This is a genomic window from Paraburkholderia gardini (genome assembly GCF_907164575.1).
Classification (GTDB): domain Bacteria; phylum Pseudomonadota; class Gammaproteobacteria; order Burkholderiales; family Burkholderiaceae; genus Paraburkholderia; species Paraburkholderia gardini.
The window spans coordinates 19,593-42,411 of the sequence record NZ_CAJQYY010000034.1 but is presented as its reverse complement, the minus strand read 5'-3'; the positions used below and the strand labels follow the sequence as shown (position 1 = coordinate 42,411).

At 63.9% G+C, this 22,819-nt stretch carries 22 protein-coding genes; 6 read left to right on the top strand and 16 right to left on the bottom strand.

All coding sequences use genetic code 11. The features are described from left to right. Positions 1-34 precede the first annotated feature (34 nt). Positions 35-2,488: a glycogen/starch/alpha-glucan phosphorylase gene (locus LPA34_RS23590; protein ID WP_228982804.1), complete on the bottom strand. Its 2,454-nt coding sequence runs from the start codon at positions 2,486-2,488 to the stop codon at positions 35-37. A 313-nt stretch (positions 2,489-2,801) separates the two neighbouring features. On the opposite strand from LPA34_RS23590, the gene LPA34_RS23585 reads away from it, so the two are divergent. Next, positions 2,802-3,029, top strand: a complete 228-nt coding sequence (locus LPA34_RS23585) for a hypothetical protein (RefSeq protein WP_228982803.1) — start codon at positions 2,802-2,804, stop codon at positions 3,027-3,029. A gap of 308 nt (positions 3,030-3,337) precedes the next feature. On the opposite strand, the gene ltaE is transcribed toward LPA34_RS23585, so the two are convergent. From ltaE to LPA34_RS23570, 3 genes are all read right to left on the bottom strand, one after another. After that, the gene (gene ltaE / locus LPA34_RS23580) at positions 3,338-4,342 is read right to left on the bottom strand and encodes a low-specificity L-threonine aldolase (RefSeq protein WP_228982802.1); all 1,005 of its coding nucleotides are present in this window, start codon (positions 4,340-4,342) and stop codon (positions 3,338-3,340) included. A 154-nt stretch (positions 4,343-4,496) separates the two neighbouring features. After that, positions 4,497-5,234 (bottom strand): peptidoglycan DD-metalloendopeptidase family protein, encoded by a 738-nt coding sequence (locus LPA34_RS23575; RefSeq protein WP_228982801.1) that lies wholly within the window; start codon positions 5,232-5,234, stop codon positions 4,497-4,499. Positions 5,235-5,262: 28 nt separating this feature from the next. After that, positions 5,263-5,574, bottom strand: coding sequence for a cupin domain-containing protein (locus tag LPA34_RS23570; protein ID WP_228982797.1), 312 nt, complete (start codon positions 5,572-5,574; stop codon positions 5,263-5,265). A 306-nt stretch (positions 5,575-5,880) separates the two neighbouring features. Here LPA34_RS23570 and LPA34_RS23565 point away from each other — a divergent pair, with 306 nt between their 5' ends. Next, on the top strand, positions 5,881-6,201 hold the full coding sequence (locus LPA34_RS23565; protein WP_228875993.1) for a hypothetical protein: 321 nt from the start codon (positions 5,881-5,883) through the stop codon (positions 6,199-6,201). Between the two features lie 120 nt (positions 6,202-6,321). On the opposite strand, the gene LPA34_RS23560 is transcribed toward LPA34_RS23565, so the two are convergent. From LPA34_RS23560 to LPA34_RS23530, 7 genes are all read right to left on the bottom strand, one after another. Beyond that, positions 6,322-6,636 (bottom strand): DUF4148 domain-containing protein, encoded by a 315-nt coding sequence (locus LPA34_RS23560; protein ID WP_228982794.1) that lies wholly within the window; start codon positions 6,634-6,636, stop codon positions 6,322-6,324. A 255-nt stretch (positions 6,637-6,891) separates the two neighbouring features. Then, positions 6,892-8,301, bottom strand: a complete 1,410-nt coding sequence (gene gndA, locus LPA34_RS23555) for an NADP-dependent phosphogluconate dehydrogenase (RefSeq protein ID WP_228982791.1) — start codon at positions 8,299-8,301, stop codon at positions 6,892-6,894. Between the two features lie 126 nt (positions 8,302-8,427). Continuing rightward, positions 8,428-9,042 (bottom strand): DUF938 domain-containing protein, encoded by a 615-nt coding sequence (locus LPA34_RS23550; RefSeq protein ID WP_228982788.1) that lies wholly within the window; start codon positions 9,040-9,042, stop codon positions 8,428-8,430. A 25-nt stretch (positions 9,043-9,067) separates the two neighbouring features. After that, on the bottom strand, positions 9,068-9,943 hold the full coding sequence (locus tag LPA34_RS23545) for an NAD-dependent protein deacetylase (RefSeq protein WP_228982787.1): 876 nt from the start codon (positions 9,941-9,943) through the stop codon (positions 9,068-9,070). Beyond that, positions 9,940-10,176 carry an oxidoreductase-like domain-containing protein gene (locus LPA34_RS23540; RefSeq protein ID WP_228982785.1) on the bottom strand — a complete coding sequence of 79 codons (237 nt, stop codon included), beginning with the start codon at positions 10,174-10,176 and terminating at the stop codon, positions 9,940-9,942. Before LPA34_RS23540 ends, LPA34_RS23545 begins: the two co-directional genes overlap by 4 nt. A 109-nt stretch (positions 10,177-10,285) precedes the next feature. Beyond that, entirely contained in the window at positions 10,286-11,041 is a 756-nt protein-coding gene (locus LPA34_RS23535) for an SDR family oxidoreductase (protein WP_228982891.1), read from the bottom strand. Between the two features lie 221 nt (positions 11,042-11,262). After that, positions 11,263-12,717, bottom strand: coding sequence for an esterase-like activity of phytase family protein (locus LPA34_RS23530; protein ID WP_228982889.1), 1,455 nt, complete (start codon positions 12,715-12,717; stop codon positions 11,263-11,265). 376 nt (positions 12,718-13,093) lie between these two features. Here LPA34_RS23530 and LPA34_RS23525 point away from each other — a divergent pair, with 376 nt between their 5' ends. Then, entirely contained in the window at positions 13,094-13,954 is an 861-nt protein-coding gene (locus LPA34_RS23525; protein WP_228982782.1) for a polysaccharide deacetylase family protein, read from the top strand. An 80-nt stretch (positions 13,955-14,034) separates the two neighbouring features. Here LPA34_RS23525 and LPA34_RS23520 read toward each other — a convergent pair whose 3' ends face one another. Beyond that, positions 14,035-14,286 (bottom strand): GlsB/YeaQ/YmgE family stress response membrane protein, encoded by a 252-nt coding sequence (locus LPA34_RS23520; protein ID WP_228982780.1) that lies wholly within the window; start codon positions 14,284-14,286, stop codon positions 14,035-14,037. A gap of 102 nt (positions 14,287-14,388) precedes the next feature. Further along, positions 14,389-15,819 (bottom strand): DUF2252 domain-containing protein, encoded by a 1,431-nt coding sequence (locus LPA34_RS23515; RefSeq protein ID WP_228982777.1) that lies wholly within the window; start codon positions 15,817-15,819, stop codon positions 14,389-14,391. 479 nt (positions 15,820-16,298) lie between these two features. On the opposite strand from LPA34_RS23515, the gene LPA34_RS23510 reads away from it, so the two are divergent. From LPA34_RS23510 to LPA34_RS23500, 3 genes are all read left to right on the top strand, one after another. Beyond that, positions 16,299-16,847: a hypothetical protein gene (locus tag LPA34_RS23510; RefSeq protein ID WP_228982776.1), complete on the top strand. Its 549-nt coding sequence runs from the start codon at positions 16,299-16,301 to the stop codon at positions 16,845-16,847. 133 nt (positions 16,848-16,980) lie between these two features. Continuing rightward, positions 16,981-17,601, top strand: coding sequence for a LysE family translocator (locus LPA34_RS23505; RefSeq protein ID WP_228982773.1), 621 nt, complete (start codon positions 16,981-16,983; stop codon positions 17,599-17,601). Between the two features lie 235 nt (positions 17,602-17,836). Then, complete coding sequence (locus tag LPA34_RS23500; protein ID WP_228982772.1) at positions 17,837-18,814, top strand: 2-dehydropantoate 2-reductase; 978 nt, start codon at positions 17,837-17,839, stop codon at positions 18,812-18,814. 110 nt (positions 18,815-18,924) lie between these two features. Here LPA34_RS23500 and LPA34_RS23495 read toward each other — a convergent pair whose 3' ends face one another. From LPA34_RS23495 to oxlT, 3 genes are read right to left on the bottom strand one after another with little or no spacing between them, the layout of a single operon-like run. Further along, positions 18,925-20,382, bottom strand: a complete 1,458-nt coding sequence (locus tag LPA34_RS23495; protein WP_228982770.1) for an aldehyde dehydrogenase family protein — start codon at positions 20,380-20,382, stop codon at positions 18,925-18,927. Positions 20,383-20,440: 58 nt separating this feature from the next. Beyond that, on the bottom strand, positions 20,441-21,430 hold the full coding sequence (locus LPA34_RS23490; RefSeq protein WP_228982768.1) for a LysR family transcriptional regulator: 990 nt from the start codon (positions 21,428-21,430) through the stop codon (positions 20,441-20,443). A gap of 18 nt (positions 21,431-21,448) precedes the next feature. Then, positions 21,449-22,777, bottom strand: coding sequence for an oxalate/formate MFS antiporter (gene oxlT, locus LPA34_RS23485; protein ID WP_228982767.1), 1,329 nt, complete (start codon positions 22,775-22,777; stop codon positions 21,449-21,451). Between the last annotated feature and the right edge of the window lie 42 nt (positions 22,778-22,819).

Genomic DNA, 22,819 nt, shown 5'->3' with positions numbered 1-22,819 from the left:
CGGCGGCATCGGCAACATCGCCTGAACCGCGTCGTCATCCAAGGTCGAGTGATTTGACATGCCAGATGCCCTGCGCGTACTCGGTGATCGTTCGATCCGACGAAAACTGCCCCATGCCCGCGACGTTTTCAAGCGCGCTTTCCGTCCACGCGCGCGTATCGCGGAAGCGTTCATCGACGGCTTTCTGCGCTTCGGCAAACGCGACGAAATCGGCGAGCACCATGTAGTGATCGCCCCAGTCGACGAGCGTGTGAAAAATATCCGAGAAGCGCAGCGGGTCCTCCGGTGAGAAGAAGCCGGTACGGATCTGGTCGAGCGCGGTGCGCAGTTCCGGGTTCTCTTCGTACAGCTGGCGCGGGCGGTATCCTTTCGCACGCAGATCGTCGACTTCGTCGGCGGTATGACCGAAGATGAAGATATTCTCGCGGCCCACCGCATCGCAGATTTCGATGTTCGCGCCGTCCATCGTGCCGATGGTCAACGCCCCGTTCAACGCGAGCTTCATGTTGCCGGTGCCCGACGCTTCGGTGCCCGCCATCGAAATCTGCTCGGACAGATCGGCTGCCGGAATGATGAGTTCGGCCACGCTCACGCCGTAGTTCGGTACGAACACAACCTTCAGCCGGTCGCCGATCACGGGGTCGCTGTTCACCTTCGCGCCGACGTCGTTGATGAGCTTGATGATCGTCTTCGCCATCCGGTAGGCAGATGCCGACTTGCCCGCGAACATCACGACGCGCGGCACCCAGTCGCGCTCCGGATGGGCGCGAATCTGGTTATAGCGAACGATCACGTGCAGCACGTTCAGCAACTGCCGCTTGTATTCGTGAATACGTTTGACCTGCAGATCGAACAGCGCCTCGGGATCGAACGACACACCGGTCGCCTGTGACAGACGATGCGCGAGGCGCAGCTTGTTCTGCCGCTTCGCCTCATGGAATGCGGCGACGAACGCGTCGTCGTTGCGCAGTTCGCGCAGCTTCGCGAGCTCGAAAAGATCGCGCCGCCAGCGCGTGCCGATCTGCTGGTCAATCAGCGACGACATCGACGGGCTCGCCTGCGCGAGCCAGCGGCGCGGCGTGATGCCGTTCGTCACGTTCGTGAAGCGCTCGGGGAACATGTGAGCGAAGTCGGCGAAGATGTGTCTGGTCATCAGCTGCGAGTGCAGCTTCGACACGCCGTTCACCTTGTGGCTCGCGACGATCGCGAGGTGCGCCATGCGCACGCGCCGCTGTCCGTATTCGTCGACGAGCGAAATGCGCCGGATCATTTCGGCATCGTGGCCCGACCTTTCGCTGACGTGCTTCAGAAATTCCGCGTTGATCTCGAAGATGATTTCGAGGTGGCGCGGCAGCAGACGCGCCAGCATTTCGACGTCCCACGTTTCGAGCGCCTCGGGCATCAGCGTGTGGTTCGTGTACGAGAACATCTGCTCGATGTGCTTCCACGCCTTGTCCCACGGCACGTGATGCACGTCGACGAGCAGCCGCATCAGTTCCGGAATCGCCAGCACCGGATGCGTGTCGTTCAGATGCACCGCGACCTTTTCCGCGAAACGTCCGAACGTGCTGTGCGTGCGCTGATACCGGCGGATCAGGTCCTGCATCGTCGCCGACACGAAGAAGTATTCCTGGCGCAGGCGCAGTTCGCGACCCGCCGGCGTCGAGTCGTCCGGATACAGCAGGCGCGAGACGTTTTCAGAGGTCTCTTTCGCTTCGACCGCGCGCCGGTAGTCGCCGCGATTGAACGCCGTGAGATCGAGCTCCTCCGTCGCGCGCGCGGACCACAGTCGTAGCGTGTTGGTCGCGCTCGTCGCATAACCGGGGATCACGGTGTCATACGCCATCGCGTTGACGTGCTCGGTATCGATCCACTCGATATGGCCGTCGCGCTCCACGGTGCGCCCGCCGAAGTGCACGAGGTACTGCACTTCCGGTCGCGGAAATTCCCATGGATTGCCCGCGCGCAACCAGTAATCCGGCGTCTCGACCTGCTCGCCATCGACGATCTGCTGACGGAACATCCCGTATTCGTAACGAATGCCGTAACCGAAGCCAGGAATGCCCAGCGTCGCCATCGAATCGAGAAAGCATGCGGCCAGCCGCCCAAGACCGCCGTTGCCGAGCGCCGCATCGGGCTCGAGATCGGTCAGTGTTTCCATGTCGACGCCCAGATCGTGCAGCGCTTCCTTCATCTGGTCGTGGATGCCGAGCGCGAGCAGCGCGTTCGTGAACGTACGGCCGATCAGGAATTCCATCGACAGGTAGTAGACGCGCTTGACGTCCTGTTCGTATTGCAGACGCGTGGTCTTCATCCAGCGCGCAACGAGCCGGTCACGCACGGCGAGCGCCGCCGCATGCAACCAGTCCTGCGGACGCGCCGTTATGGCATCCTTGCCGACGCCGTACATCAGGCGATTGGAAATGGAGCGCCGTAACGCGTCGACGGTACTGTTGAGCTGGTCGAATTCCAGATCGACGGTTGTCATCGAAGCCTCCGGGTTGTGCCTGTCTGGCGCGCGCCGGCCGCGCGGTCGGCGGGCAAAATGGCGCGTGCCGGTCAGGCGGTTAAATAAGCAGAGTAGGACATTTGCGGCTTCGCGTCATGGGCAGCGCCAAACCCGCGACCCGCACGGCCCGTCTCCCGAATGAACGGTTATTGCCCGTTTCCGCACGCATCCGGTGCATCAGGGCACGATACGCACAGTCCGGTGCACTAACATGAAATGGCGCGCACACAGCGCCGAAGGCCGCGAACGACGCGTACGCGATCGTCACAGCCGGGTCCCCGGAGAAAGCGCCATGAACGTACAGACAATGCTCGGCATGTTCCATGCCCAGGAGCTGTTCCTCGTTTCGGTAGTGCGCTCGATGCCGCCTGACGCGCGACGCAGGATCGCCGATGAGTTCCAGGCGCAGGCCGAACTGGCGGAGGCGCCACATCTGGTTTCATCGCACGATCGTGAAACGGCCGAAGCATTCAAGGCGCATATCCGCAAGCTGTCGATCCTGCTCGCCTCGTTTTCCTGAGGCATGCGTGCCTGCCGCCCGGACGCACGAGAGTGTCGGACAGGCGGCATGGCCCGCCATGCGACGTCCGCGGGCCTGAGCGATGTGCTTTGTACCCGCGGCGCACCCTGCGTCAGCAAAGCCGTGGCAGGCTCACGGCGCCCTTCTGCTGGCCTGAACGCCAGTGTCCGCCTGGTTTGTGTCACGTGCATATGTGTCCGATGACGGCGTTTTAGCTTGACCGTTAGTTGCGTTTTTGAAGAAACAAAACGGCACGCTCTGGCCGTCCCGCGACGCCGGTGCAGCGTCGCGGTCGGGCCGATCGTTGCTCAGCGCGCGAAATACGCCTTCACTGCCGCGAGGAAGGTGTCGATGTCGGCGCGCGACACATCCATGTGCGTCACGAAACGCGATGCATACAACATCTGCGTGAGGATGCCGCGCTCCTTGAGCCACGCTTCGAGCGGCACGCAGTGCGCCTGCGGAAACTGCGCGAACACCATGTTGGTCGCCACCGACTGCACGTTCACCTGATCGATCTGCCCGAGCCCGGCCGCGAGGTGCGCCGCGTTCGCGTGATCGTCGGCGAGACGCTCGACGTTGTGATCGAACGCATACAGGCACGCCGCCGCCAGCACGCCCGATTGCCGCATGCCGCCGCCCAGCACCTTGCGCCAGCGATGCGCGCTGTCGATCAGCGCCTTGCTGCCCACCAGCACCGAGCCAACCGGCGCGCCCAGTCCCTTCGAAAAACAGATCGACACCGAATCGAACGGGTCGCACAGCGATTTGACCGGCTGGCCCGAACCGACCGCCGCGTTGCAGACCCGCGCGCCGTCGAGGTGAGTGGCAAGGCCATGCTGGCGCACGAACGCCACCGCTTCGGCGACGTAACCCGCCGGCAGCACCCTGCCGCCGATCGTGTTTTCGAGCGCGAAGAGACGTGTACGCGCGAAGTGATCGTCGACCGGCTTGATCGCGGCCGCGACCTTGTCGAGCGCCAGTGTGCCGTCGGCGGCGTTTTCGAGCGGCTGCGGCTGGATGCTGCCCAGAACCGCCGCGCCGCCACCTTCGTATTTGTACGTGTGCGCGAGCTGACCGACGATGTATTCGTCGCCGCGAGCGCAATGCGCCATCAACGCGGCAAGGTTGCTTTGCGTGCCGCTCGGGAAGAAGAGGCCGTCCTCCTTGCCGGTGCGTTCCGCAACCGTCGCCTGCAGACGCAGGACGGTCGGATCGTCACCCCAGACGTCGTCGCCCACTTCGGCCGACGTCATGGCGGCCAGCATCGGCGCGGTGGGACGGGTAACGGTATCGCTGCGCAAATCGATCATGTGTAGGTCCTGTACTGGCGGTCGGTGCCGCGCGGCACCGCGAAACGAGACAATCGCAGCGGCGCGGCAGATGGAACCTGACAGTGTATGCAAATATGGATGCGCTGAGAACCGTGCGCACGTCGGCGTGCGCCGCTTCACCTGAACGGACGGATCAGCCGCCAGCCTTCGGCAACAAGGTCAACGGATCGACTGGCTTGCCGTTGCTGCGCACTTCGAACTGCAACGAACCGGAACCGTTCGCGTCGGCGCCCATTTCCGCGATCGTCTGGCCCTGCGTGACGGCGTCGCCTTCCTTCACGAGCAGCACGCGGTTGTGGCCGTACGCGGTGATGATCGTCGCGTCGTGCTTGATGATGATGAGCGGCCCGTACGCCTCCATGCCGGTTCCCGCGTAGACCACGCGTCCGGTCGCCGCTGCCTTGACCGGTTCACCCGGCTTGCCGCCGATCACGATGCCCTTCCGGGCGGCGCTGAACGTCGACAGGACCGGGCCGTGCACGGGCCACTCCAGCCTGACCATCGATACCTCCGGCGCGGGCGTGCCGCCAGCAGGCGGAACGACGCCGCCGGGCCCTGTCACGATCGCCGCAGGTGGCGCGACGCGCAGGATCTGCCCGGCGGTGACAGGCGCGTTCGGCGCCAGATGATTCCAGCTCGCGACATCTTCGGCACGCTGGCCGAAGGCCGTCGCCACCGAAAGCAGCGAATCGCCTGGGTTCACGCGGTAGTAACCCGCCGGCACGCCGCCCGAAGAGGATTGATACGCCTGGGCAGAGGTACTGGGGTGCGTCGTATCGCTCCACGGGACAATCGTGCAGGCGCCCATCGATATCGCCACGCCCATGGAAAGTAGAACCTGCGCCGTGCGGCGCGACCACGCTGCGGTCATTGTTCGTCCTCGCTGGTGTTGCACTGCGTCAGACACTGCCTCCGGTTTCAACTACCAGAATGCGCGCCTCGCCGAGTGGATAAGCGACATGCTCTGTACCCATAGACGCGTAAAACACGTCGCCAGTTTCCAGAATGGCCGAATGTTCGTCGCCGTCGACGCGATAGCGCATCTCGACGCGGCCATCGAGGACGGCGAACACTTCCTCGCCGTCGTTGACGTGCCATTTGTAGGGCTGGTCGGTCCAGTGCAGGCGGGTGGTGATGCCGCCCATGTTCGCGATGTCGAGCGCGCCCCACGGGCGGCTCGCCGTGAAATTCCTCGTACGGATGATTTTCATGATCGTGCCATGCGTTTCCGGTTCGTCCCCCGATCACGCAAACCCGGCCGGCCTGGGCGGGCTGGGGCAAATGACGGACGGCCAGCCTGCTGGTCGGGAGAAGGTGCCGGATCATTATATGGCTCGCAGGCCTGCAGCAGGCCGTGTCAGGGCAGACTGGCGGCATTTGAAACGGAATTGGCGCTCCGGGACCTGCATTGATTACCCCGGGCCCTGGCCTATACTGCCCTTTACTGTCTGCCGCGAGCCCACGCGGGTGAACCGATTGCCGATTACCGCGATGTCCTGTCCGCGAGGAGTTCGAGGATGAACAAAGCCACGTTTCTGGCCCTGCAGCTCAATGTCGAGGATGTCGCGACGTCGCCCGGGCTGGCGGAGCTGCTGAACACACACCTTGTCTTTGCCACCGATGTCGCCGAGGCGGCCGACGCCCTGGTTCAGCTCGCCAGCATCGCGCGCCTGTCGAGCGGCGTGGAGGCGACCGTCGAGCTACCCGCGGTCGCGATCGAACGTCTGCGTGAAGCGCTCGACACGCTGAGCGGCTACGACGAAACCTGGCTGCTTGCGCTGGAGCCGAGTCGCGAACTGTTCGACGACATCGCCCGCCGTCATCGCACGCTGCACTGACGCAAAAAAACGCTGGCCGGATGACTCCGGCCAGCGTTTTTTCATTGCCTGCGATCCTGGCTGCCAACCGCACGATATCGCACGCTGCGCGGCGGTCGCCCTGCCTCAGTCACTCCAGGCTCAGTTGCCGAAGAAAACCGATTGCGGACCCGTCTGCCCAGCGCGCGTGCCGGCTTGCGACGAACCCTTCATCGTCGAGCCGTAGCTGTTGTTCACCGGCGAGGTGCCGTTTTGCGCCGCGATGCGGGCCTCGGCTTCCTGGATGTGAACCGGATAGCTGTTACGGTCATCGAGCGGGCTGTAGCCGGCCTTCTGGAGCTGTACGAGTTCTTCGCGAACCTGGGCGCGCGTGACCGGCTCGTTCGACTGGGCGAACGACACGACAGGAGCGGCGAGAACAGCTGCGACAACGGCTGCTTTGATCAGTGCTTTCATGGTAACTACCTCCGGACTTGTTTTTGAATCGCCGCGGAATCATGTCCTGCAGCGCTTAAGCGCAAGTCTAGTGAAGCCACCAACCAGGGGAAACCACTAATCCAGTTAAACTCTATTGTCGAAATTGCAACAATTGCCGTTCTGACAACCCGATTACCGAAACTGTCCTGTTATGTTTAGCAACAGTCAACGGAGCAGGAAGGACGTGCCCGCAGTCACGCCCACCCATGTCACGTTGCCGGTGCCCTACATCGATCAGGACCAGTTCGCGTGGAAGCTGCCCGGCTTGTCGATGCGTTCGAACGTATGCGCACCGAAGAAGTCGCGTTGCGACTGCACGAGGTTCGCGGGCAGACGCTCCGAGCGATAGCCGTCGAAGTAGGCAATCGCCGAAGCGAACGCCGGCACGGCGACACCGGCCTGCACCGCGGCGACGACCACGTCGCGCAGCGCGCCCTGGTACTTCGACGCGATATCGTTGAAGTACGGATCGAGCAGCAGGTTCGCGATTCCTTTCTCTTTCGAATAGGCGTCGGTGATCTTCTGCAGAAAGCGGGCGCGAATGATGCAGCCGGCGCGGAAAATCTTCGCGATCGTGCCGTAATCGAGGTCCCACTTGTATTCATCGGAAGCCGCGCGCAGCTGGGCGAAGCCCTGCGCATACGAAATCACCTTGCTGAAGTACAGCGCACGACGCACCGACTCGATGAAGGCCGCGCGATCGCCGCTGAACGCTTTCTTCTCCGGGCCCGTGATGACCTTGCTCGCGGCCACGCGCTGATCCTTCAGCGAAGACAGCACGCGTGCGAAAACGGCTTCGGTGATTAGCGGCAGCGGGATGCCGAGGTCGAGCGCGTTCTGGCTCGTCCACTTGCCGGTGCCTTTCTGCGCCGCGCGATCGAGGATCACGTCGACCAGGTCCTTGCCCGTTTCGTCATCTTTCTTGCCGAAGATCTTCGAGGTGATTTCGATCAGATAGCTGTCGAGTTCGCCTTTGTTCCATTCGGTGTAGACCTTGCCGAGTTCTTCGTTCGACAGGCCCAGCACCTGCTTGAGCACCCAGTAGCTTTCGGCGATCAGCTGCATGTCGCCGTATTCGATACCGTTATGCACCATCTTCACGAAGTGGCCCGCGCCGTCCGGTCCCATGTACGCGACGCACGGCTCGCCGTCCGGCGCCTTCGCGGCAATCTCGGTGAGGATCGGGGCGACCAGATCGTAGGCGTCGCGCGGGCCGCCCGGCATGATCGACGGCCCCTTCAGCGCGCCCTCTTCGCCACCCGACACACCCGTGCCGATGAAATGGAGCCCCGCTTTCGCGAGTTCCTGGTTGCGGCGGATCGTGTCGGTGAAATGCGTATTGCCGCCATCGATCAGGATGTCGCCCTTGTCCAGCAGCGGCTTGAGCGAGGCGATCGTGTCGTCGGTCGGCACACCGGCCTTGACCATCATCAGGATGCGGCGCGGTTTTTCCAGCGAGTCGACGAATTCTTCCAGCGTGTAAGCCGGCACGAGCTTGCGATCCGGACAGTCCTTGATCAGCTCATCGGTTTTCTCGCGGCTCCGGTTGTAGACGGAAACCGCGTGACCGCGGCTCTCGATGTTGAGCGCCAGATTGCGGCCCATGACCGCCAGCCCTACCACGCCGATTGCCTGCTTGCCCATGATATGAATTCTCCAGAGTCCAGAAAAACGGGATGCCGCGCCTGATTGCCTGCCCGCGCGGCGTCGAGGGTGAAAGGATAAAAGAAATGACCGGATGCCGCTTGTCTGCGACTCATCCGGCACACGCTAGCGCTTGCGGAACACGAGACTGAAGTTGTTCGCGGGCATCGCTACCGGCTCTTCCCCTTCGAACGCCGCGGCAGCGGCCAGTTCCACGACGGCTTCCATATCGCGCACGCCCCATTCGGGATCGCGACTGCGCAACTGCTGATCGAATGCTGCATTGCTCCCTGCGGTATGCGCGCCGTTGCGGCGGTACGGCCCATACAGAAAGAGCACGCCGCCGCGCTCCAGTATGCGCCCGGCACCGGCGAAGAGCGCTTCGGTCGCGGCCCACGGCGAAATGTGGACCATGTTGATGCAGATCACCGCGTTCGCGGCGTCGATGCCCCACGGCGTGCGGCGCACATCGAGCGCGAGCGGCGCGCGCACGTTCACGAGCCCGGCATGCGCGGTCCACCCGGCAACCGACGCGCGCGCTTCTGCATCCGGATCGCTCGGCTGCCACGTGAGCGCCGGCAGCGCGGATGCAAAATGCGTCACGTGCTGACCCGTGCCGCTCGCGATTTCGAGCACGAGGCCGCTCTGGGGCAGCACCTGTCGTAGCACGGTGAGAATCGGATCGCGATTGCGTTCGGCGGACGGCGAGCGCTGTCGCAGGTTCGGGTTCGGTGTGTTCATCGATTCGGGAAGAGTGTGAGCCGGGTCATGTGTTCGCCCGGGATGCCAGTTGCGCGGCGAGCGCGGTCAACGCGTCCGCACAGGGCGCGACCACTTTCAGCGCCAGCAACGGATCGGCGCGCGTTCTGCCGAGGTTGATCGCCGCAACCGGCTTGCCGGCCTTTTCGGCCCAGACGCAAAAGCGATAGCCCGAATACACCATCAGCGAAGAGCCGACCACCAGCACCGCATCCGCTTCCTCGAGCGCACGCCCGGCCGACTCGACACGCTCGCGCGGCACGTTCTCGCCGAAAAACACCACCGACGGTTTCAGCAAACCACCGCACGCCGGACATGGCGGCACGCGGAATGCGTCGAGATCTTGCCATTCGAGATGCGCGTCGCCATCGGCGGCGGGTTCGGCGCTTGCTTCGAGGAGCGCGGGATTTTCAGCGACGAGCGTGTGCTGGATCGTGGCGCGCGTGTGCTGCGCACCGCAGTCCAGACACGTCACGCCGCCGATGCTGCCGTGCAGTTCGATCACGCCCGAACTGCCGGCGCGTTGATGCAGACCGTCGACGTTCTGCGTCACGAGCGTTTCAACGTTGCCGGCGGCTTCGAGTTGAGCAAGTGCGCGATGCGCGGCGTTCGGCGCGGCATCGGCGACCACCGGCCAGCCGATCATGCTGCGCGCCCAGTAGCGCTTGCGGGAATGTTCGGTGCCGAGGAATTCCTGGAGCGTGATCGGCGGCGAGCGCTTCCACTCGCCGTTCTCGTCACGATAGCCAGGGATGCCGGAGCCGGTGCTGATACCCGCTCCCGTCAACACGAAAAGCCGTGGATGGCGCCGCACGAAATCGTGCAGCGCGGACAGCGCATGCGGTTCGGTAGCGGGAGCAGCAGCTAACAGAGGTTCGTTCATGAACGGGTACGGCGGGGTTTCTTTTCGCGCGCGGCACGTGCATCGCCGGCGCGCGGGGCACGCTTCGCACGATGCCGCTCTTCCCACGCGGCGAGCGCGGCACGATAGCGTTCAAGCGCGGCTTCGTAAATATCGAAGATGCACGGATCGCACCCGGTGCCGCAACACTCCTCGAGTTCTGGCCGCGTGGGAGGCACCGGCATCGGGTCGTCCTCAGTCGAGGGTTGCGGCACGACGGTATCCGGGTAATGACAGGGATTGAACAGTATAGGGGGAACCCACGCGGCGCGCTGCCGGCGCCACATCCCGTCGCACCCCGTCACATGACGCGGTACGCCTGGCCTAACCCCGACCGACGAACGGCATCTTGCTCGCCATGATCGTCATGAACTGCACGTTCGCGGAAAGCGGCAGGCTCGCCATGTGCAGCACGGCATCGGCGACGAGCCCCACATCCATCAACGGTTCGATCGCCGTTTCGCCGTTCGCCTGCGGCACGCCGCGCGCCATCCGCGCGGCCATTTCCGTCCCGGCATTGCCGATGTCGATCTGTCCGCAGACGATGTCGTGCCGACGTCCGTCGAGCGACACGGATTTCGTGAGACCGGTAATCGCGTGCTTCGTGGCCGTATAGGCAATGCTCCACGGACGCGGAGCATGCGCCGAGATCGAACCGTTATTGATGATGCGCCCGCCGCGCGGCGACTGCGTCTTCATCATGCCGAACGCCGCGCGCGTGCACAGAAACACGCCGGTCAGATTCGTGTCGACGACCGAGCGCCAGTCATCGATGCTGATTTCGTCGATATCGACCGGCGGCGCATTGCGGCCCGCGTTGTTGAACAGCACGTCGAGGCGGCCATAACGCGTGCGGATCGCGTCGAACAGCGCGGCCACGCTGGCTTCATCCGTGACGTCGCACGAAACGGCGAGTGCGTCTTCACCGCGCTGCGCGGCGGCTTCGGCGACGGCATCGAGCGGTGCCTGGCGGCGGCCCGCCAGCACGACGCGATAACCATGCTGCAACAGGCGCTCCGCACTCGCGCGGCCAATACCGCTACCCGCACCCGTGATCAACGCAACCTTGCCCTGCTTCATATCGGTACTCACCACGTCTGTTCCTTTGTGTTCGTTCTGGTTCGCTTTCTTCGCCCTCGCACCATACAGCAGCGGATCGTCAATCACAAATGTCGAGGTTCGCGCCGCACGGTGCGTCACGGCGTGCCGCTATCGCTAACGTTCCAGTACCCCGAGCGTCGCCGCAATGCAAAAGCGGGCGATGGCTGCACGCCATCGCCCGCTTTGTCACGCCGCATCGATCAGTCGTCGCAGCGTCCGAACGGCGGCTCGAAACCGCCATCGCGGCCATGCGAACCGTCGTGACCGCCGTGATCGTCGAAGCCGCAAAAGCCATCACGCCCGCAGTTGCGCTGACCGAGCCGTTGCGGCACGTATGACGGCAGATCGCTCGCGTCGAAAGCAAACACGAAGAAGCGGTTCGGATTGTCGATGCCGGCCGGATGGTTCGTGTCCGTCACAGTCGCGAGAAAATCGTTGTCGTTGGCAAGAAACAGCGTGTGCTTCTTCACGCCGTTCACGATCACATCCGGCCCGAACGCCGTGCCTTCGAGCTTCGCCGGAATGTCGGCCGGACTGAAACCGTGCGCGGTCAATACCGCCACCACATCGATGAAGAGCGTCTTCGGAACCGCGAACGGCGCAAGCCCGCTTTCGCTGACCGCATGCGTCACGTCCTGCGCGCCGGTCAGATCGATGCGCGAGAGCTGTTTGAACGCGGCCGTCGAATCGTCGCCGAGACCCTTGCCGTCGCGTTCGTCGACGAGCAGTTCGTGATCGTTGATCGCCACCACGTCGCTGATCGTCGGGTACTTCGGCTTCTTCGCGGTGCCGATGTTGGTCAACGGATACGCATATTGCGTCGTTGCGCCCGTCGCGATATCGATCTTCAGGATTCGCGTGTAGCCGCCGTCCGTACCGTTGTCCTGCAGCAGCGGACTTTGCATCGCGCCGAACAGCGTGCGTCCGTCCGGCGATATCGCGAGTCCTTCCATGCCCTTGTTGGCGACGCGCCCCGACGTGTTCTGGCTGATTTCCTGATCGCCGAGCGCGCTCAACGTCGTCACCGCGAAGGCGTCGGGCACCTTGACCACGCCCGTGCGTTCGCCGGTGCGGCGATCGAAACGATAGATGTACGGGCCGTATTCGTCCGAAATGAAGACGCTTGCGCCATCGTTGCTCACGCGGATGCTTTCCGGATCGAAGCGGGCGTCGCGCGGCCAGGTCGACAGATGCGTCACGTCGAAATTGTCGGAGCGGCCCGTGAAATAGTGGGTGTGGCGCCGCGCGTTGAGCGCCGGCGCGCCGTTCGGCAGACCCGCCGCGCTGCCCGAACCATAGACGAGACGATCGTCGCTATGCAGGAGCGTCGTCGCGACGAGCGTGGGCGTGAGCGTGAGCGGCAGTGCCGCGCCCTTCGCCGAAGGCGTGAGACGCATGCGCAGCGTCTGGAAGCGGTTGATGTACGACGCGGTATCGTCGACTGCCGCGTTGAACGACACTGCATTCGGACCACGGTCCGGCACGGCAAGAAACGTCTGACAGCCGGCGTACGCGATGCCCGAACCCAGACCGCCGAGCAGGTTGCCCGCGACGCCGTTTTCGAGCGGCGCGGCCGTTTCGGTCGAGCGGTCGGCCAGATGTCCATCCAGACTACCGGTGGCGACGAGGTCGGGCGCGGCATACGCGGCGGGCATCGCGAGCAGCGACGCAATGGCCGCGGATAACAGTTTCGACTGGAACACGGTAACGTCTCCTGGTGTTAAAAACGGGTGATCAGGACTGGCGAACTGACGGGACCGGCGGGACCCGACGAAAAGCGCCAGCGGGCCGGATGCCAGAACAAGGCCGGACCATGAAGAAACAGGGGAACCGCGGGAACAGCGTGGATTCGACGAGGCAGGGAAAAACAGCGGAACGACAGAAAGCCGACTGAAGGAAAGTACGCGATGCGTATGGCGAAAATATGACGGCGAGCCCGGACGCGCGCAAATGGTATCTTTGAGCGTTCAGGCGCGGATTCGCGCGCACCCGCAGCCCTTTCTCGCACGAGGAAGGTGGACAGAAAGCATCATGATCGAATCAAGTCCGGCCCCGCAGCACGGGCCTCGCACTCCCTCCGCGCGCCGCTGGCGCTACGAAGGCTTTCCGCCCATGCTGAAGGCCACCATCGCCTGGCACGCGCTCGCGCTTGCCGGCTTCCTGAGCACGCCCCGCGCATGGCCCTGGTGGCTCGCGTTCGTGATGCTCAATCATGCGATGGTGACCATCGCCGGGTTATGGCCGCGCTCGTCGCTGCTGGGTCCGAACTGGACGCGTCTGCCTGCTCATGCAGGCAACGCCGATGCCATCGCGCTCACCATCGACGACGGCCCGGACCCGGTTGTCACGCCACAGGTGCTCGACCTGCTCGACCGCTACGGCGTGCGTGCGACGTTCTTCTGCATCGGCGCCAACGCACAGCGTCATGCCGCGTTGACACGCGAAATCGTCGCGCGCGGGCATGCCGTGGAAAACCACTCGCAGGTTCACGTTCACACGTTTTCGGTCACGCCGCCCGGCGCGCTCAGGCGTGAGATCGAAGCCGCGCAGCAGACCTTCGAGACGCTGACCGGCGAGCGCCCGTATTTTTTCCGCGCGCCCGCCGGGCTGCGCAATGTCTTTCTCGAACCGGTTCTGGGGAAACTCGATCTGCGCCTCGCGGCATGGACGCGGCGCGGCTTCGACACGCGCGAGCGCGATCCGGAAATCGTTGCGCACCGGTTGCTCGACGGACTCGCCGCCCGCGACATCCTGCTCCTGCACGACGGCAACGCCGCCGCCACGGAGGACGGCGAACCGCTGGTGCTCGCCGTGTTGCCACGCGTGATCGAAGCGGCACGGCGTCAGGACCTGCGCTTCGTCACGTTGCGCGAAGCGCGCAAGGTTGCATGAAACTGAATGAAACCCACGTGACGCACGCGGACGAAACCGCCCCCAGAGCGGCGGCGGTCCCATCCGCGCGGGTTCAGACGCTACATCCGGCGCTTGACGAAACCGACGATCACCAGCAGCACGATCGCCCCGACCACGGACGCGATCCAGCCCGCCGCCTGACCGGGTTGATACCAGCCGAGCGCGCGGCCCACGTAACCCGCGATCAGCGACCCGACAATACCCACGGCCATCGTCATGATGATGCCCATGTTGTCGTCGCCGGGTTTGAGTGCCCGTGCGATCAGTCCTACGACCAGACCCACAATCAGCGTACCGATGAGCGCAAACATATAACTCTCCCGTTGAACAAGTTGTTGCACACGAATTTTGCCGGCCGGGAACACATCGCGTGAGCCTGTCGATGCGCGAAGCGTATTCCGCGACCAGCCACACTACACACGAAAATCGGCGGCCATGTCCTCGTCGGTGCGTGCTTCGAGATCACCGTTGCGACACGCCTTGATGAATACGTCATAGTCTTTTTCGACCTGATCCGCGTAGGCGGAAGCATAGCCGGTCAGCGCTTCCGCGAACTGGTCGCCGCGGCCGATGTATGCGCTGATCTCGATGGCCCGACCGCTCGCCTTGGCGTGCGCGCGGGCCATGATCCAGCCGCATATGCGCGCGTACCCTTCCAGCAGGGTGTTGTCGAACAGTTCGATGTTGGCGGACAGCTTCATGTCGCGCAACTGGCGAACATAGAAGTTGCGCCCCGATGGGCCGGTTGTCCAGCCGAGGAAAATATCGCTGACGGCCTGCAGCGCACGTTGCCCGCGCACGACGCGCTCGCCGTGATGCCGGATGCCCGCTTCGGTCCGGAAATGCTGTGGCGGCTTGAAGTACTGCCCGATGACCGACTGGCTCGCTTCCTTGATCTGCAGGAAGAGCGGCTTGTCGAGATGATCGGTGTTGAGCATCACGAGGCAGCGCGTGCCGACGCTACCCACACCCACGACCTTGAACACCAGATCCTGCGGCTCGAAGTGACGAAGCAGGTTGCGCCGGTCGTGCGCGAGCGTCTTCAGGTAGTCCTCGTACATGCCGCCGACAAGCGGACGCCAGTCGCCCATCGTGAGCCAGTCGTCCTCCGGTGCGAACAGCGTGTTGTTGCCGTGCACGTGAAAAAGACCCGGCGGCGCATCACGTATGTGCCATGTATCGTCGACGCGTTCAGCCATCTTCTCAAGCATGCTTTCGTGCGTGCGCGATGCCGCTTTTTCCATGCCGCGTTTGAGGGCGCGGCGCGCCTCTGGCGAGACCGCCGTCTCGATCATCCGCTCGAACGTGATGCGGTCGTACCAGAGTTCGAGCGTGCCGTACTCCGAGTATGTCCGCATCCAGTCACGGTACGTCGTGGCGACCGTCATCACGAGCCCTTCGGCCGTGCCGCGGCTTAGCCGCATATGTCTTGCCGCGACGACGAAGCTCGCTGTCAGCCGCTTCAGATCCCATTCCCACGGGCCGTATGCGACTTCGTCGAAGTCGTTCAGATCGAACGCCAGTTGCCGCTCGGGTGTCGCAAAGCCGCCGAAGTTCATCAGATGGCCGTCGCCACAGATCGGCATGACGATGCCCGTGTCCTGCACCTTGCTGAGATCGTGCGCCTGAATGATCGCGGTACCGCGAAAGAACGTGAACGGCGACACCGCCATGCGCCCATACCGCAATGGCACAAGACGCGACACGCGCCCTTCGCTGCTCTTGCGTAGCAGCGCGATGGGATCGCGATCGAGATCGCCAGTCGCACGATGGCTTGAGCGTTTGCTATGTTCGCGCGCGGCGCGACCGGCCGCTTCCCGTTCAACGATCGTATTCGACGTCATGCATTTCTCCGGTTTCTTCGAATTGTCATGGACTGGCATGCGGCGACCGCTTACCCGCTGTGACCTGAATTGCCTGACCAGCCTGGAAGATATGTCCCGCGCGGTTCGCACCATCGCCGGTAGCGCCCCTCCGGCCTTGAGGAGCAGCATCGCCTGCGGGTATTAAATCCCGCGGCGGACGCCAGCGCAAGGGGCCGGACCACGGCGCCTCACTTTATGACAATTGGACCTTCCGGGCATCCGCCTCATCACAAAGATCGATATGTTTTTTTCGATTGTTTAGAATCGACACCAGACGGAGACAAAATTCACCGAACAGGACAGACCCAGACTCATGAGAGCACCCTTTGCCTTTTCGGATACATCCCATTTCGACGGCACGTCATCTTGCCCAACACTTTCGTCCTTTCACAGGAAATGCCCGGACGTGGCGCATCGCACCACGTCCGCATCCATCGAACCGGCGAGCCTCTGACGACGTGAACCTTTCCCCCTTCGCCCGCTACGGCGTGCTCGGCAGCGCGATGCTGCTGTCGGCGTGCTGCTTCTTCCCGGGCCACCGGCACAAGAGCGATACCCTCCCCGCCACCACGGGCTCTCTCACCGTCGCACCCGCGTCCAGTTTCGCCTATGTGCCCGCGGAGGGCGGCCGGCTGTCGCCGAACCGCATCCAGAACACGGCTTCGTCGAGCATCACGCTCAAGAAGAACATCGATGCGAGCGTACGCGACGCGGTTGCGAAAACGCTCACGCGCGCCGGCGTCGACACCGCCGACAACGCGCGCACCCTGAGCGCGCGCATCGAGGCGTTCTCGGTGGAAGACGAGCGCTCGCCCGCATGGTGGACGTTGAAGATGCATTACGTGCTGATCGAGACCGACTCGAAACGCGAACTCTACGCATCGACGAAAATCGTGCGACGTCGGTTCCATACGTTCACCAGCAACACGATCGCGCTCGAGGACACCGTGGCGGCCAACGTGTCCGTACTACTCGACGATCCTGATTTCGTGCGCGTGCTGCATTGACCGAACGTTGATCGAACATTGGAAGGGCGCGGCTTCGCCAGTTCGGTACAATCGTCAAGACCTGTCCTGTCGCCCGTTGCCGGGTCGGTTGCGCTGACCGCTCGAACAACGGTGCTCATCCCGCGAGTCGCTCATGTCCTTTACCGCCTGGCTGTTCTTCCTGCCCGCCTGTTTTGCGCTCAACATGGCGCCTGGGCCCAACAACCTGCTGTCGATCAATGCCGCGGCGCGTCATGGCTTCTGGATGGCCGGCATCGCAGGCGCGGGCCGCCTCGTCGCGTTCGCCGCGATGCTCGCGTTGACCGCCACGGGGCTTGCCGCCGTGCTGCACGCGTCGGCCTGGGTGTTTCTCGGCATCAAGCTCGCCGGCGCGGGCTATCTGATCTGGCTCGCGGTCCAGTTGTGGCGCAGCAAGGCCACCAGCTTCGAATCAGCGAAACACGAGGACGCGTCGCTCTGGCGTCTCGCACGACGCGAATGTCTCGTTGCCGCCGGCAACCCGAAAGCGATTCTGGTGTTCACCGCGTTCCTGCCGCAATTCGTCGACATCACGCAACCGGTGCTGCCGCAGTTCACCGTGCTCAGCGCGAGCTTTCTCGTCCTCGAATCGGTTGCGATCGTGCTGTATTGCGCCGCAGGCATGTGGCTCGGCCGCTGGCTCACGCGCGCCGATGTGCGCCGCTGGTTCAACCGCTGCTGCGGGACGTTTCTGGGTGCGATCGGCCTCAGCTTCCTGTTGGCGCGTCACGCCTGAGCGCCATACCGCGCAGCAGCGCGCCGGATACACGAACTGCACGAACCATAAGTTATTGCTAATGCATTCAGTCAATAACTTTAACTATCATCAATCGATGCATCCACTTATTCTCGAAACATCGCCCGAACTGGCCGCATGACACGCGCAATGCCGACGTAACGGCACCTCTCACGCGCAGGCGCTGGACTTGCGGTAACGGGCAGACGGCTTTCAATTGTCACTGGGGCAAACCATGAAGATCTGTGTCTTCGGAGCGGGTGCAATAGGCGGGCTGATGGGTGTGCAACTGGCGCGGGCGGGGGCCGACGTGAGCTTCGTCGCACGCGGCCCGCACCTCGCCGCCATGCGTGAACACGGCGTGCGGCTGCAGATGGATGGCGAGGAAGTCTCCGCCAGGGTGCGTTGTACGTCCGATCCGCAAGAACTGGGCGTGCAGGACTACGTGATCATCACGCTCAAGGCGCATTCACTGCCAGGCGTCGTCGAGTCGATGCAGCCGCTGTTCGGCAAGCACACGGCCATTATCACAGGCACGAACGGCATCCCTTACTGGTACTTCTATCAACACGGCGGCAAGTTCGCGGGCACGCGCCTCGCGAGCGTCGATCCGGACGGCTCGCAATGGTCGCGGCTGGGCCCTGAACGCGCGATTGGCTGTGTGCTGTATCCCGCTGCCGAGATCGCGGAGCCTGGCGTCATCAAGCACGTGTACGGCAAGAAATTCCCGATCGGCGAGCCGGGCGGCGAACGCACGCCGCGGATCCAGCAGTTTCACGAGATCATGCAGGCCGCCGGTTTCGACGCGCCGATCCGCGAGAACATCCGCGACGAAATCTGGCTCAAGCTGTGGGGCAATCTCTGCTTCAACCCGATCAGCGCGCTCACGCACGCGACGCTCGACATCATCACGAGCGATCCTGGCACGCGTGCGCTGTCGCGCGCGATGATGATCGAGGGCAAGCAGATTGCCGAACAGTTCGGCGTGCACTTTCGCGTCGACGTCGAGAAACGGATCGATGGCGCGGGCGCGGTCGGCGCGCACAGAACGTCGATGCTGGTCGACCTGCTGCACAAACGGCCGATGGAAATCGATCCGCTCCTGACCGTCGTGCAGGAGATGGGACGCCTCGTCAATGCGCCCACGCCGACCATCGATGTCGTGCTCGCGCTCGTCAAGCAGCGCGAAAAGATGGCGCTGCAGGGCGACTGATTTTCACGGCATGGCCTGAACGACGAAGGGGACCGGATGCGTCGCATCCGGTCCCCTTCGCTTTCGGTCCCAATCCGACAGCGCATCAACCCATCAACGCAGCATGTCGCTCAATGATCGAGCGACAGCCACACCGCCTTCGGCTCCGTGAAGTTTTCGATCGCGACATCGCCATGCTCGCGTCCGAAGCCCGAGTCGCCCGAGCCGCCCCACGGCAGACGCACATCGGTATAGCCGTACGTGTTGATCCACACAGTGCCCGCTCGCAGTTCACGCGCGACGCGATGCACGCGGCCAATGTCCCTGCTCCACACGCCGGCCGCGAGGCTATAAAGCGTGCCGTTCGCGATGCGGATCGCGTCGGCTTCGTCGTTGAAGCGAATCACGCTCGCCACCGGGCCGAAGATTTCCTCCTGCGAGATACGCATCTCGTGCTCGACGTTGGCGAACACCGTCGGCTCGACGAAGAAGCCGCGCTCGCCGATCCGCGCGCCGCCAGTCACGAGCGAAGCGCCCTCGTTCCGGCCGATATCGACGTAATCGAGCACCGTCTTCATCTGCGTCGCGGAAACGAGCGGGCCCATCGCCGTTTCGCGCGAAGTCGGGTCGCCGACACGGATCGCTTTTGCCCGCGCCGCAAGCCGCTCGACCACTTCGTCGTACACGTTGCGATGCGCGAGAATGCGCGAGCCCGCCGAACACACCTGCCCGGTGTTGAAGAAAATCCCCGATGCGGCGGCGCGCACGGCGTTGTCGACGTTCGCATCGTCGAAGATCACGTTCGCCGACTTGCCGCCGAGTTCGAGCGTCACGCGCTTGAAGTTGCCCGCGGCGCCCTGCAGGATGCCGCGGCCCACCGAAGGCGATCCCGTGAACGTAACCTTGTCGACGCCCGGATGCGCGACGAGCGCGTCGCCCACCACGCGCCCCTTGCCGGTCACGATGTTCAGCACGCCCGGCGGCACGCCCGCTTCGAGTGCGAGTTCGCCGATGCGCAATGCCGACAGCGGCGTGATTTCAGCGGGCTTCACGATCATCGTGCAGCCGCATGCGAGTGCCGGCGCGATCTTCCACATGCCGATCATCAACGGAAAATTCCACGGCACGATCGCGGCGACCACGCCGACCGGCTCGCGCAGCGTGTACGTCAGCGCGTCGGGGCGCACCGGCACCACCTGGCCGTTGATCTTGTCGCACCAGCCGGCGTAGTACGCGAGCGTGTCGATCGCGGCAGGCACGTCCTGGCGCATCACCGAGGCGATCGGCTTGCCCGCGTCGAGGCTTTCGAGCGCGGCGATTTCATCCTGATGGGTGCGCAGAAGTTCGGCGAAGCGGTTGAGGATGCGTCCGCGTTCCGCGGCGCGCAGTGCGTTCCACACCTTGAGCGCGGCGCGCGCGGCCGCGACCGCTTTGTCGACGTCCGCCGCGCTGCCCTGGGCGACGAGCGCGATCGGTTCTTCGGTAGCGGGATTCACATCGACGGAGTATTCACCGCCGCCAGGCGGCACGCGCTTGCCGTCGATCAGCAGGTCATGGCGTTTGAGGTCCGCGTTCGTTCGAATGTCCATTTTCGTGCTCCTTGCAAAAGTCATTCATTGCGCGTCCAAAAGCACAGGACCGCGCGGGCTACGGCGTTCGTAACGCCGTGCCATTGCCGGGTATCGCCGCGAGCGTGCGCGGACCGACGCCCGGCCACATCGGGGCCGCGCCATCGACCTGGCCCTGAGGGTGTGCTTCCTTGAAGAACTGCGACCAGACCGCTTCCGCGTTCGGCCGGAGCGAGCGGTTCTTGCGGCGGACGAGCATCGTCACAAGCGAGACTTCCGGAAGTAGCGGCCGGGTGACGGTACGACCCGAATGCGCGGGCCAGTGTGCGTCGACAGGCAGAACCCCGACGCCGAGCCCGAGTTCGATCATGCGCAGAACAGCGGCCACGTGCCCCAGTTCCTGAACCGGACGCGCACGCGGGCGCAACGCGCCAAGCGCGCGGTCGACGCTCGCGCGACTGCCGGCATCCGCGTTCAGCGTGACGAGCGGCACGTCGTCGAGCGCGTTCCAAGCGAGCGTGGAACGCAGCGCGAGCGGATGAGCTTCGGGTAATACCGCGCACAGCGGCGTGGAAAACAGCACCTGCGCGTGCATGCCGGTGTATGCAGCGGGATCGAAATCGGAGACGACGCCAAAGTCGACTTCGCCATGCTCGACGCCTGCCAGCACGGCCGCCTGCGGGACGTCCTTGACGGAGATGATCAGATCGGGGAAAGCGGCCGCGCAGCGTGCAAGGCCGCCGGGCAGCCAGCTCGACGACAGCACCGGATTGCTCGCGATCACCACGACGCCCGTATGGCTCTCGTGCGCGGCACGGCCCTCGCGCAGCGTGATGTCGATTTCGTCGAGCAGACGGCCGATACGGCGTTCGAGACTGGCGCCGGCCGTCGTCAGTTCGACCTGACGCGTCGTGCGGTCGAAGAGCCGCAGCTCGATCGCTTCCTCGAGCTCTCTCACGCAGCGGCTGACCGCCGACTGCGTGAGATCGAATTCGCGCGCCGCGCGGGTAAAGCTCCGCTGGCGCGCGACCGCAACGAACACTCTCAGTTGATGAAGCGAGATATTCATGACGCTAAAGGCCGTGGTTTATTCACCCGTCTGCTCCGGCCAGTGGCTCAGTCGGGAGGCGCTTTTGGTCTGCACGACCGGGTTTTCGCTCGCATCCACCCAGCGCGAGCGCATCGGCGCGAGAATGAACTTCGCCGAGATGCCGGCCGCGATCGTGATGACCGCCGAGACGATGAACACGAGGTTCCAGCCGCCCGTCGCCGAGAGCACCGAGGCGATCGGCACGATCAAGGATGCCGTGCCCTTCGCCGTATACAGCGTGCCCGCGTTGGCCGCCGCATATTTGCTGCCGAACGTGTCCGCGCAGATCGCCGGGAAGATCGAGAAGATCTCGCCCCAGAACAGGAAGATCAATGCGGCGAACGTCATGAACGCATACGGGTTGCTGCCGTACTGCATCAGGCCGAGCAGCGCGAGCCCCTCACCGATGAAGATGAAAAACATCGTGTTCTCACGGCCGATCTTGTCGGAGATGAAACCGCAGAAAGGACGCGTGAAGCCGTTGCAGATGTTGTCGACCGAGAGCGTCATCGTGAGCAGCGGCAGCGTCATGCCGAAGAAGTTCATCGGCAGTTTGGCGAGGCCCCAATCTTTCGCGATCGGGCCGATCTGCGCGGTGGCCATCAGGCCGCCCGCGGCCACCGCGACGAACGATGCGTAGATCACCCAGAACACCGGTGTCTTGATCATCTGGCCCGGCGTGTAATCGATCTTGCTCATCGCGAACTTCCGCTTCGCGGTGGACGCCGGACGCGGCGCCGGCTTGAGCAGCAGCAGCGCCAGCACGAAGATGCATACGCCCTGCAGGATGCCGAAGAACAGGAACGTATGTTCGTAGCCCGTGCGCGTGATCATGTTGGCGATCGGAATCACCGTGACCGCGGCGCCGGCGCCAAAACCCGCCGCCGTCAGTCCGGCCGCGAGCCCGCGCCGGTCCGGAAACAGTTTCAGCGCATTGCCGACGCACGTGCCATACACGCCGCCCGCGCCGAGACCCGCGATCACCGCGGCCGCGTACAACTCAGGCAAGGTCGTTGCATACGAATTCATGATCCACGCGACGCCCGCGCACAGCGCGCCGACGGCGACCACCGGTCGTGGACCGAACTTGTCGACCAGCCAGCCCTCAACCGGCACGAGCCACGTCTCGGTCAGGATGAAAATCGAAAAGGCCAGCTGGATCGATGCCTGCCCCCAGTGGTGCCGCGCGTTCATCGGCCCGACGAACAGCGTCCATGCGTATTGAAGATTGGCGACGAGTGCCATGCACACCATGCCAATGACGAGTTGAGTCCACCGGTTCCCTATAAAAGAAGGGGCCGGCGGTTGCTGGGTAAGAACGTTCATGTGTCTTGTCTCCGCTATCTATTCAGTGCAACGGGCCTGATC

What these genes read in the sequence shown, in the direction of transcription:
- LPA34_RS23590 (WP_228982804.1), bottom strand. Translation starts at nt 2,488, where the DNA reads ATGACAACCGTCGATCTGGAATTCGACCAGCTCAACAGTACCGTCGAC.
- LPA34_RS23585 (WP_228982803.1), top strand. Translation starts at nt 2,802, where the DNA reads ATGAACGTACAGACAATGCTCGGCATGTTCCATGCCCAGGAGCTGTTC.
- ltaE (WP_228982802.1), bottom strand. Translation starts at nt 4,342, where the DNA reads ATGATCGATTTGCGCAGCGATACCGTTACCCGTCCCACCGCGCCGATG.
- LPA34_RS23575 (WP_228982801.1), bottom strand. Translation starts at nt 5,234, where the DNA reads ATGACCGCAGCGTGGTCGCGCCGCACGGCGCAGGTTCTACTTTCCATG.
- LPA34_RS23570 (WP_228982797.1), bottom strand. Translation starts at nt 5,574, where the DNA reads ATGAAAATCATCCGTACGAGGAATTTCACGGCGAGCCGCCCGTGGGGC.
- LPA34_RS23565 (WP_228875993.1), top strand. Translation starts at nt 5,881, where the DNA reads ATGAACAAAGCCACGTTTCTGGCCCTGCAGCTCAATGTCGAGGATGTC.
- LPA34_RS23560 (WP_228982794.1), bottom strand. Translation starts at nt 6,636, where the DNA reads ATGAAAGCACTGATCAAAGCAGCCGTTGTCGCAGCTGTTCTCGCCGCT.
- gndA (WP_228982791.1), bottom strand. Translation starts at nt 8,301, where the DNA reads ATGGGCAAGCAGGCAATCGGCGTGGTAGGGCTGGCGGTCATGGGCCGC.
- LPA34_RS23550 (WP_228982788.1), bottom strand. Translation starts at nt 9,042, where the DNA reads ATGAACACACCGAACCCGAACCTGCGACAGCGCTCGCCGTCCGCCGAA.
- LPA34_RS23545 (WP_228982787.1), bottom strand. Translation starts at nt 9,943, where the DNA reads ATGAACGAACCTCTGTTAGCTGCTGCTCCCGCTACCGAACCGCATGCG.
- LPA34_RS23535 (WP_228982891.1), bottom strand. Translation starts at nt 11,041, where the DNA reads ATGAAGCAGGGCAAGGTTGCGTTGATCACGGGTGCGGGTAGCGGTATT.
- LPA34_RS23530 (WP_228982889.1), bottom strand. Translation starts at nt 12,717, where the DNA reads ATGCCCGCCGCGTATGCCGCGCCCGACCTCGTCGCCACCGGTAGTCTG.
- LPA34_RS23525 (WP_228982782.1), top strand. Translation starts at nt 13,094, where the DNA reads ATGATCGAATCAAGTCCGGCCCCGCAGCACGGGCCTCGCACTCCCTCC.
- LPA34_RS23520 (WP_228982780.1), bottom strand. Translation starts at nt 14,286, where the DNA reads ATGTTTGCGCTCATCGGTACGCTGATTGTGGGTCTGGTCGTAGGACTG.
- LPA34_RS23515 (WP_228982777.1), bottom strand. Translation starts at nt 15,819, where the DNA reads ATGACGTCGAATACGATCGTTGAACGGGAAGCGGCCGGTCGCGCCGCG.
- LPA34_RS23505 (WP_228982773.1), top strand. Translation starts at nt 16,981, where the DNA reads ATGTCCTTTACCGCCTGGCTGTTCTTCCTGCCCGCCTGTTTTGCGCTC.
- LPA34_RS23500 (WP_228982772.1), top strand. Translation starts at nt 17,837, where the DNA reads ATGAAGATCTGTGTCTTCGGAGCGGGTGCAATAGGCGGGCTGATGGGT.
- LPA34_RS23495 (WP_228982770.1), bottom strand. Translation starts at nt 20,382, where the DNA reads ATGGACATTCGAACGAACGCGGACCTCAAACGCCATGACCTGCTGATC.
- LPA34_RS23490 (WP_228982768.1), bottom strand. Translation starts at nt 21,430, where the DNA reads ATGAATATCTCGCTTCATCAACTGAGAGTGTTCGTTGCGGTCGCGCGC.
- oxlT (WP_228982767.1), bottom strand. Translation starts at nt 22,777, where the DNA reads ATGAACGTTCTTACCCAGCAACCGCCGGCCCCTTCTTTTATAGGGAAC.